Origin of the sequence: Brunnivagina elsteri CCALA 953, from assembly GCF_002289455.1 — a bacterium.
In the GTDB taxonomy this organism is placed as follows: Bacteria; Cyanobacteriota; Cyanobacteriia; order Cyanobacteriales; family Nostocaceae; genus Brunnivagina; species Brunnivagina elsteri.
Window position 1 is genome coordinate 1 of sequence record NZ_NTFS01000255.1, and the last position, 9,605, is coordinate 9,605.

9 protein-coding genes are annotated in these 9,605 nt (G+C 40.1%); 3 read left to right on the forward strand and 6 right to left on the reverse strand.

The features are described from left to right. The 3 genes from glgP to CK510_RS20010 form a co-directional block, all read right to left on the reverse strand. Positions 1 to 2,115: alpha-glucan family phosphorylase (gene glgP / locus CK510_RS20000; RefSeq protein WP_095723374.1), on the reverse strand; the 2,115-nt coding region annotated here is incomplete at its 3' end. A 370-nt stretch (positions 2,116 to 2,485) separates the two neighbouring features. Continuing rightward, entirely contained in the window at positions 2,486 to 3,709 is a 1,224-nt protein-coding gene (locus tag CK510_RS20005; protein ID WP_095723375.1) for a DUF4336 domain-containing protein, read from the reverse strand. A 262-nt stretch (positions 3,710 to 3,971) separates the two neighbouring features. Beyond that, positions 3,972 to 4,964, reverse strand: a complete 993-nt coding sequence (locus CK510_RS20010) for an aldo/keto reductase (protein ID WP_095723376.1) — start codon at positions 4,962 to 4,964, stop codon at positions 3,972 to 3,974. A gap of 491 nt (positions 4,965 to 5,455) precedes the next feature. On the opposite strand from CK510_RS20010, the gene CK510_RS20015 reads away from it, so the two are divergent. Next, positions 5,456 to 5,707, forward strand: a complete 252-nt coding sequence (locus CK510_RS20015; protein ID WP_095723377.1) for a peptidoglycan-binding domain-containing protein — start codon at positions 5,456 to 5,458, stop codon at positions 5,705 to 5,707. A gap of 235 nt (positions 5,708 to 5,942) precedes the next feature. On the opposite strand, the gene CK510_RS20020 is transcribed toward CK510_RS20015, so the two are convergent. Continuing rightward, positions 5,943 to 6,443, reverse strand: a complete 501-nt coding sequence (locus CK510_RS20020; RefSeq protein ID WP_095723378.1) for a HugZ family pyridoxamine 5'-phosphate oxidase — start codon at positions 6,441 to 6,443, stop codon at positions 5,943 to 5,945. Between the two features lie 442 nt (positions 6,444 to 6,885). Here CK510_RS20020 and CK510_RS20025 point away from each other — a divergent pair, with 442 nt between their 5' ends. Both CK510_RS20025 and CK510_RS20030 read left to right on the forward strand, forming a co-directional pair. Further along, positions 6,886 to 7,389: a hypothetical protein gene (locus tag CK510_RS20025; RefSeq protein ID WP_095723379.1), complete on the forward strand. Its 504-nt coding sequence runs from the start codon at positions 6,886 to 6,888 to the stop codon at positions 7,387 to 7,389. A 107-nt stretch (positions 7,390 to 7,496) separates the two neighbouring features. Then, complete coding sequence (locus CK510_RS20030; protein ID WP_095723380.1) at positions 7,497 to 8,132, forward strand: L,D-transpeptidase; 636 nt, start codon at positions 7,497 to 7,499, stop codon at positions 8,130 to 8,132. A 165-nt stretch (positions 8,133 to 8,297) separates the two neighbouring features. Here CK510_RS20030 and CK510_RS20035 read toward each other — a convergent pair whose 3' ends face one another. Continuing rightward, entirely contained in the window at positions 8,298 to 8,546 is a 249-nt protein-coding gene (locus CK510_RS20035; RefSeq protein ID WP_095723381.1) for a DUF5340 domain-containing protein, read from the reverse strand. Between the two features lie 124 nt (positions 8,547 to 8,670). Continuing rightward, positions 8,671 to 9,582, reverse strand: a complete 912-nt coding sequence (gene trpC / locus CK510_RS20040) for an indole-3-glycerol phosphate synthase TrpC (RefSeq protein WP_095723382.1) — start codon at positions 9,580 to 9,582, stop codon at positions 8,671 to 8,673. Between the last annotated feature and the right edge of the window lie 23 nt (positions 9,583 to 9,605).

Sequence of the window (9,605 nt, forward strand, 5' to 3'; positions counted from 1 at the left end):
TGCGTATTCTCCCACCATCCGCGCTGTGTTGAATAAGGGGCAATTTAAACGGATTGCGTCTTTCATTTTGGCAACCCAGCGTCTTGGCAAACCATCCACATCGCGATCGTAAAATAAAGGTACAACTTCCTTCTCAAGTAAATCGTACAACGCATTTGCTTCGATTTCATCTTGATAGGTGGGGTCATCATACATTTCCCCATGTCCAATAGCCCAACCAGTTCGCACATAGTCAGCTTCATCCCACCAACCATCTAATACACTTAAATTGGGTAAACCATTCATTGCTGCTTTCATTCCACTGGTTCCCGATGCTTCACGTGGACGACGGGGGGTATTTAGCCAGATGTCGCAACCGGAAACCATTAACCGGGCAATATGAATATCATAGTTGGGAACGAAAACAATTTGCTTTTCTAAACCTTCTTCGCGGATAAAGTGGTTAATATCGCGAATTAATTCTTTACCGGGGATATCTTTGGGATGTGCTTTCCCAGCAATGACAAATTGTACCTTACGGTCTTTATTTGCTAATAAAATCTTTCTGATGCGTTGAATATCCCGCATCCACAATGTAGCCCGTTTGTAGGTGGCAAAACGACGAGCAAACCCAATTGTAAACACATTCGGATCGAGAACTTCCTGTGCTTGGGCGATTTCTGATGGCGATGCACCCCTATCATGTAAGTGTTTCACCAAGCGATCGCGCACATAAAGTATCATATCCAAACGACAGCGTTGGTGGTTGCGCCACAATTCTTCATCGGGGATTGCGTCCATCCGTTCCCATAATGGACTGTCTGGTGCTACCGATGACCAATTTGGACCCAAATAGCGATCGTACAATTCCTGTGTAGATTTTGCTACACAACTCCGAGCATGAACACCGTTGGTAATTGCGCCAATTGGCACTTCGCTAACAGGGACATTATGCCACAAACCTTTGAACATTTGTCGTGACACAACACCGTGCAACTGGGCTACACCGTTGGAGAATGTCGCCATTTTCAAAGCCAGAACCGCCATACTAAAAGGTGCAGATAAATCACCAGTATTTTCCCGTCCTAACCCTAAAAATTCCTCCTTATTCATCCCAAACACATCTGCGTAATATCCCAGATAATGTAGGGTTTTCTCAGGTGCGAATAGGTCGATTCCTGCGGGTACGGGGGTATGGGTAGTAAAGATATTTGAGGAAATTACTACTTGTTTTGCCGTTGCATAACTCAAGCCTTTTTCTTGAATTAACATGCGGATACGTTCTAAAGCTGAAAATGCCGCGTGTCCTTCGTTCATGTGGTACGCAGTCACCTCATAACCCAAGGCTTTCAACATCCGTACCCCACCAATTCCCAACATTATTTCTTGGTGGATACGCATGTCGATATCACCACCATACAGCTGGTCGGTAATATCGTGGTCATAGGGGTTGTTTGGTTCGATATTGGTATCAAGCATGTAAAGTGGCACACAACCCACCTGGACGCGCCATACACGGGCATATACTTTGCGTCCTGGGTAATCTACCTCAATCCGCAATTCGGAGCCGTCTGGATTACGTTGGAGGTGTAATGGCATATTGTAAAAATCATTGATGGGGTAGCGTTCTTGCTGCCAGCCATCGACGTTGAGATATTGGGCAAAATACCCTTGTTGATAGAGTAAACCAACCCCTACCAATGGTAAACCTAAATCACTGGCTGATTTGAGGTGGTCGCCAGCTAGGACACCTAAACCACCTGAATAGATGGGTAAGCAATCTGTCAAGCCAAATTCAGCCGAAAAGTAAGCGTAACATTCTTTGGGTTTACCTGCCCGTTGTTTTTGATACCAGGTACGTTCTTTGAGGTAATCTTCTAATTGTTGTGCTGCTCGATCCATTTGCGCCAAAAAGCCATCATCTTCGACAACTTCCGTCAAACGGGTTTGGCTGATAGTACCCAACATCAGCACTGGGTTATGGCGACTAGATTCCCACAAATCGGGGTCTAAGCGGCGAAATAAATCCTTTGCCTCGACATTCCAATCCCATTGCACATTGTAAGCAAGTTGCCGCAATGGTTCTAGCCGAGGGGGAAGGGATGGAGATACGTTAAAGGTGCGAATTGGCTGCATAGGTTTGGAAGTTCCAAATAAGAGCGATGGAAAGCCAGGAAAATGAGCTAAGAAAAAATGACTTATATAGGGTATTGTTCCCTGTCTTCTACCAATGTTGCCAATTATTTATACTCTCTTTGTGTTGTTTTCCTGACTTAGTTAATTTATGTAACGGGAAGAATTTTCAAAAGCTGGGATAGGGTTTGGAGGTGGTTGTAATTTGCAGTATGAGCAAGTTTGCAACGTTTTAAACCTAAAATTTCATGATTTACAGCGAATTGATTGCTAAAACAGTCAAAATTAGGTTTTTATTGAAAACTTGTAATCAAATAAATATTAAGTTTTGTTATTGGAGTTTTAATTTGGGGTAACTGGGTTTTGGTTGTTGTCAAATTTTTTCCTTTGGAGGGGGAGTAATACCGATTTTATGTAAACCTGCGTCTATTTCTCGCAAAATTTGAAAATCTGCTTCTGGTAAAAGATAGTTGCTATTACTAGATAAACCAAGACTAGTTGTAGGTTGCTTTTCCAAAAATGAAAATGCTTGTCTAAATTGATACGGTGTTGCTGCGATCGCATTATCTAAGTGACAAGGGATAATTCGCTGGAAGTCCCATTCTGCAATTCTATCAGCCCATGCGAGGGTTTCACTTGGGGCACGGTTGAGTATTAATGCTTGTAAAATTGGTGCTACGAATATACGACCATCTCCCCGTAAAGTATGGAAGCAATGCTGCCAATCGGGTTTCCATTGGAAAGGGTATAAACCAAAGTAAGATTTTAGAGTGCGATCGCTTACTTTTTTTGCATCTCGAAAAACATTAACCCATTTCGGTATGTCTAAAACGCTGGGTTGAAAGTAAAATGCAAATAATGCGATTCTTTGCCATCCTTTACGTCTATTTTCGGGATTATCGAGAATTGGGTCAAATGCTTTGTCTCTAGCGTGGAATAGCAACGGGTAGGGGTCTAATTGGACGATTGGGGGAGGTTCTTCGGGTATGGAAACAATTGAATCTGTCACTAAGAGGGTTTTTGAAGATTTATGGAAAAATGCAACTTCGGCAAATTTTCCTACACCTAAATCTATTGCACCAAGGATGGCATAGTCAAATTCTTGGGCAAATGGTGCTTGATTGCTGTCTACGGGGAGTAATTTGGTGCGTTTTCTGGGTAAACCTAACCAACTGAGAGGTAAGTTGAGGGGGAAACTCCATTGACTGGGGGTAACAAAAACTGTAGCGTTAGGGAAATATCTGGCAAAGGGACCAACAAAAATTTTATGTTCAACACCGGATATTGTCGGCAAAATTATGTATTTAACATCACCATGTTTCGCGACTAACTCGTTAATAAGACGGATACATTCTGGAGTTGGTGCAACTGGTGCATAAACAAGTAAACCCCCTTCTGCAAGCTTAATTATAGTCATGCGAATGGGGACGACAACGTAAAAAATACCTTGGAGTTGGTCAAAAGTCCAAATAGTATCTTTAATTACTTCGGTAAAGATTGTTCGCCGTTTTCCAAATGGGTAAATTGGCAAAGTAAACCAAAACTGCCACGAAAAATCTTGGGAATTAACCTCTTCACTTTGCCTTTGCACGTTCATCTTGATTGCGATCGCACGAAATACATTTATTTAGCTTACAAGGGGAAGGGGAGATTGGGAATTGGTCAAATAAGTCAATACGGTTCAGTTAAGACTAAACTAAACTATTCAATATTTTAAACCGCCAAGGCGCAGAGAACGCCAAGGAAGAGAAGGAAAAAATAGTTAAGAGTCATAATAAGTGAGACTATTTATTTACCAAGAACCATAAATATTCAAACTGTATTCTGACATTCTCTCTCTTGACTACTGACTACTGGTATTATTTAGTCTGAAAAATATTTTGTACCATTTTTTTCTTTAAACTTGCTGCAATTTTATCTAATTCGGCAATTTCTCCCCCATCCAAAACCCAACCTAAAGCACCAATATTCTCCCTTGCTTGTTCTAGAGATTTTGCTCCGGGAATGGGAATTGTGCCTTTAGAAATACACCAATTTATCGCTATCTGGGAAATCGTTTTATACCTTGCTGCTGCCATTTCCCCCATACATTCCAACAGTGGTTTCATTCCTGGTAATAATTGCTTGCAAACTAAACCACGTATACCTTTTGGATAATTATTTTCGGAATATTTACCCGTCAATAATCCCAATGCTAATGGACTATAGGCAATTAATTTGATACCGAGTTCGTCGCAGACATCTTTCAGACCTAATTCAGTCACGGGATAGGTTGATAATAATGAATACTGAACCTGTAAACTTGTAATGGGAATTCCGCGATCGCAAAATCTTTTATGTACCCATTGTAAGCGTTTTGTGCCGTAATTCGATAAGCCTACGCATTTCACCAACCCTTGTGCGTACAAATCCGCTAAACCATCCAAAAGCGCACTTTCCTGCCAAGGTGCATAATTTGCCGTTGACCAATGCATCTGTACTAAATCAATATTCCTTCCCAAACGCTGTGCGGAAGCTTTCCCCGCAGATACCATTGAGTTGCGGGTTAATCTCCAAGGATAAGCAGCAAGTTTGGTGGCAATGCAAATATCTTCTTTCCCAATTCCGTTGTATGAAGAAGCAAACCTGCCTAAAAGTTGTTCGCTACGTCCATTTAATTTACCTGTTCCGTAGGAATCACCTGTATCAAATAGTGTGACGCCGTTGCTTACGCAGAGATTGAATACTTCTTGCAAACTGCCATCCATACTTTCATCATATCCCCACAGCAGCCGATTTCCCCATGCCCATGTTCCGCATCCCATTGTTGGTAGAGAGAGTTTTGGTAAAGAAAGGGTTTGACTAGTTTGCATCAGATAGGGGTTGAGTGTGTTGATTTTGTGAGATATTTCACAAAAACTTATCATGGGATTGGGTATTAGGGATTTCCAGAAAATAAAATACCCCAATTCCAATTATATAATTATCAATCCTATCATTCGTAGGGGCTGGGTATCCCAGTCCTTGTTGTATATTGGGATATTTTTTTCTTGGAGCACTCTTAGGGACTTCCAGAAAATAAAATCTTCAAATCATATATTTATCAACATTATCACGCGAAGGGTGGGGAGACCCCACCCCTACAGTTCTGGAGAATTTATTTTTTGGTGTTCCCTTACAACAAACTTATTCTTAAATATTATAAGGGCGAACAACCGTTCGCCCCTATGAGTATCCCTCAAGGGTACTATTATGCTGATTTTTGGGAATTGGGGATTATCTGCTGGTAGATAGATGTGTTAGGAATTTGCAGGAATTACAATAGTAAGTAAAAAGCAAATCAAACTTTAATTTAGGAGGCACAATGGTACAAGCTCAAGCAACAGCAACCAAGGAATTACCCGTTATCAAAAAAGGTGACGCTGGTGGTTCTGTAAGATTATTACAAAACATTTTAATCTCTCAAGGTTATCTCAACACCGATTTACGGACAGGTAACTTTTTGGATTACACCGAAAATGCAGTGAGAAGCTTCCAAAAAGACTTTAGCCTAACATCTGATGGCATCGTTGGAGCAAAAACTTGGGATGTTTTGGGTAATGTTCTTTGGAGCTAAGTTCAAGTTAATGATGATTGAAAATTTAGGTTTAATTATTTATCATGGTGCATAGATATTTATATCTCCGACTTTTATAAAAATCGGGGATATGAATATATAAATATATAAATGAATATCTATCTACCTACAGCAACTTGCAATTATATGAGGTATGCTAAATCAATCAAAAAGCCATATATAAAGATGTTTTGCTTCTGAATTCTGAATTCTGAATTCTGAATTTTGCTGTAATTTATTCTTGTGATTCTCCGGTAACATGAATTAGCTTATTTAAATTAGTTGGATCGACTTCATATGCAGCACCAAAACCAATCACAAATCTACCTCCTGTTGGTGTGAGTTTAAAAATACGAAAATCTGGTAAATCGCGGAACAGTTTGATAATATTGCCGAATCTCGCTTCAAAATCGGAATTGACAATCATCCATGTTGCCGTATCACGTTTTAATAAACTGGCATTGCATTCATAACTTAAGCGACGACGGGCAAATATTTGCTGAGTTTTCGATTCATCTTCGAGAAATAAAATGCTGGCTTTAGGTATATCATTTAAGTTTTGTGTATGTATTGAAAGTCCACTTACATAAATATAAATATTTTTCAAATCATCACTAACAAAAGGTGCATAACTAGCATTGGGAATACTATCTTTGCTAACTGTGCTAATAACAATGCTTTTAAATTGTTCAGTAAAGGTTTGATATGCAGTTTGGATTTCTTCAAATTGTGACATGGATTTAATGGGTAACGAGGAACTGGAGAAAACAGAATCAGAATTTTCAATCTTATCTGTAAGTCTATTTTATAGCTGCGATCGCATTAATTTGTCTTTGTGGTCTTTTTTTATGCGATCGCTTCTGCTCATACCTGATTAATCTCATCATCACTCAATCTCAAGCTCAAACCTGGCTAAAAATCATCTCCAATATCTCCAGCGATTAAATCTTGTACTATCGAAAAGGAAAAATCACAAAAAGCTTCCCTTCAGGTACAGGGAGATGGTAAATATTTACTTAGTCAAAAATAATGTCTCTTACTCAAAAAGAAACCCTTTTCTAACTGAAGTAACATTTTTAATAATTTTTGGGAAGTGTTTCACCATAAATACTCAAATAATGCATCTCGCCTAAGAAAAAACAAATACTACTTTTGATACTTGTGAGGATTGAAATTTCATGCCTGGTAAAACACTTTTGTCGCTGGTCTCGTTACTACCTTTGTTGTCCGTAGAAAGCGTTATAGCTGTACCAACAGCAACTCCCCCCGGAATCGTCATTCCCATAAAAAAAGTCTGCAAAATTGCCCAAGCAGCAGAAACTACTAATCCTGTGGCTGTTGAAAAAGATACAATTGTCGGTACAGTATACGCTGTTGCTGGTAACATTCTCATGGTGGAGCTTGATGATGGTGGCACTAAACATGTCTCCCTTGACCGTCGTGAAGTCGGACATATGGGACAATTGGTTGGTAGTAGAGTTACTATCACTCCCTTTTTCTGCAAGCGGATTAACCTAACTCCTCGTCCAGTTGTCACTCCCGCAGCGATTGAAGTTCCTAAAATTGAATCTAGACCACCTGCACCGATACCCGTACCGGAAACTGCACCTGCCCCTGTCCCCGCACCAATAGAAGCACCTGCACCTGTTCCTTCTCCAACTATTATTCCGCAAACTTGGTAATTTGTTTTACTTGTTAAGTATGTAATTATAGTTAGTACAGCCACAGGGATTGCTCAATCGATTGTGGCTGTTGTGAGTAGTAAACAAAGATAGACTTTATTGGGAATATGAAAGAAGGGAAAAAGATTACATTCAATTACTTAACAAAGATTTTTGTCACTTTTGCCAGTGCGACATTAGTTTTCGGTGTCGGAGAATTGATATTATTTCAACCTGGAGTAGCTGTTGGTAAGGAAGTGGTAATAGTTGCACAGTCATTACCGATACTAGTAAATACAAACGATGATTTACCAGTAGCACCAATTCCCGAAAACAAACCAAATGAAGTTGTTCCCGAAGTCGAACCAGCACCTGATGAGATTCATCTCGTAGTCAAATTGAAGGCGAAAAAAGTATATGTATACCAGGGAAATGAGATAATTGCGAGTTATGCGATCGCAGTTGGAAAACCTGGATGGGAAACACCTAAGGGAACTTATCGGGTATTTGAACAAGAAATAAATCCGATTTTCAAAAGCTTCAAAACTGGACGTATCATCAATGCTGGAGCCGAAAACCCCTTAGGACCCCGTTGGATTGGTATTTGGACTGATGGTAAAACTAGATTGGGGTTTCATGGCACTAACCAGCCTGAGTTAATAGGTAAAGCTGTTTCTCACGGTTGTATTCGGATGCGGAATCAAGATGTCACTGCACTGTATGAGAAGGTGAAAGTGGGTACAGTTGTCAAGGTTGAACCGTAATTTATTTTAGTGATATATATCACAATATATCAGCCTTTCATCGGATATTTGTAAATCAAGCCTCAGAACCACCATTCATTCTACGGTAGGGGAATAACGCCTGTTAGCCCTTCCTCAGAGGTTGCTTGAAAAGTGAGGAAAAGTGAGTAAAGATATAATGTGTCATCAATCAGGAGTAGCAACTTTTCCCACATGGTGATTGAGTGACCAACGATGATCGATTTCGACTGCTGAGAATTTGCAAGCTTCTTCGAGGTGTTTTTGTTGCACAGCAGCTTTGCGAAGGGTGATAATAAGCTGGTTAACCTGGTGTCGCAGCGCTTGATCTTGACCAACTGCTGACATTGTTTGTCGTTCTAACATTTGCAGCAATAGTTCGTAGTGGATGGGGGAAGGCAGAGGGATTTGCTCCATGAATAACTCGTAGTATTTGGATATGAATGGTTTGCGATGGTCTATAGACCACTCCTACGGAGTATCGCGAGTGAGAGCAAGTTGCTTTCTATTTAAAATTGTGACACAGGAAACAAACCTTTGGTTAAAGTTCAGAGTTGGATGGTAATGAAGTTTTTGCAAAGAGATTGGTAACGGCAACTTCAATATTGGGTTGTTTGACGATGGATTCACCGATAAGTACAGCAGAAGCTCCAGATTTAGTAACAGTACTTAAATCTTCGGCTGTATGCAAACCCGATTCGCTAACTACTAAAATGTTGCGTTCTCGCAATTGGTTTCCTCGTTGAGAGAGTAACCCGCAGGTGGTTTGTAAGTCTACGGAAAAGTCCTCTAGATTGCGGTTGTTGATTCCTACTAATGAAACTCCATTTAATCCTAATACCCTGTCTAATTCATCTAAACTATGAACTTCAATTAATGCAGCCATTTTTAAAGAATTAGCAATTTTAATGAAGTATTGTAAATCTTGGTCGCTGAGAATTGCTGCGATTAGTAATACTGCATCTGCACCTTGAACACGTGCTAAGTACATTTGGTAAGGGTAAATGATAAACTCCTTACACAACAAGGGTAAATCTACGGCATTACGTATCTTTGCTAAGTTATCAAAACTGCCTTGAAAAAACTTTTGATCTGTCAGTACTGATAAACAAGAAGCACCTGCACGTTCGTAAGCTTGGGCAATTTCCACAGGTTCAAAATCTGCACGAATAACACCTTTACTGGGGGAAGCTTTTTTAACTTCAGCAATTAATGCCGGGTTGGTTTTACCATTGCGAAGTGCGGTAATAAAATCGCGAGTTGGGGGTAATGCGATCGCTTGTTTTTGTAGTTCGCTGAGGGGCTGTTTTTGCCGCATTTGTTCGACTTCAACTTCTTTATGCCAAACAATTTCTTCTAAAATACTATTGGGTTCGCTATTTTTGATAGTACTTTGGTAGCGGACAATAGATACATCAATGTTCGGGTTGGGATTACGACGACGGATTTGCATTTTTTTGGGGAATTGGGGATGGG

What these genes read in the sequence shown, in the direction of transcription:
- CK510_RS20035 (WP_095723381.1), bottom strand. Translation starts at nt 8,546, where the DNA reads ATGGAGCAAATCCCTCTGCCTTCCCCCATCCACTACGAACTATTGCTG.
- CK510_RS20020 (WP_095723378.1), bottom strand. Translation starts at nt 6,443, where the DNA reads ATGTCACAATTTGAAGAAATCCAAACTGCATATCAAACCTTTACTGAA.
- CK510_RS20010 (WP_095723376.1), bottom strand. Translation starts at nt 4,964, where the DNA reads ATGCAAACTAGTCAAACCCTTTCTTTACCAAAACTCTCTCTACCAACA.
- CK510_RS20030 (WP_095723380.1), top strand. Translation starts at nt 7,497, where the DNA reads ATGAAAGAAGGGAAAAAGATTACATTCAATTACTTAACAAAGATTTTT.
- trpC (WP_095723382.1), bottom strand. Translation starts at nt 9,582, where the DNA reads ATGCAAATCCGTCGTCGTAATCCCAACCCGAACATTGATGTATCTATT.
- CK510_RS20025 (WP_095723379.1), top strand. Translation starts at nt 6,886, where the DNA reads ATGCCTGGTAAAACACTTTTGTCGCTGGTCTCGTTACTACCTTTGTTG.
- CK510_RS20015 (WP_095723377.1), top strand. Translation starts at nt 5,456, where the DNA reads ATGGTACAAGCTCAAGCAACAGCAACCAAGGAATTACCCGTTATCAAA.
- CK510_RS20005 (WP_095723375.1), bottom strand. Translation starts at nt 3,709, where the DNA reads ATGAACGTGCAAAGGCAAAGTGAAGAGGTTAATTCCCAAGATTTTTCG.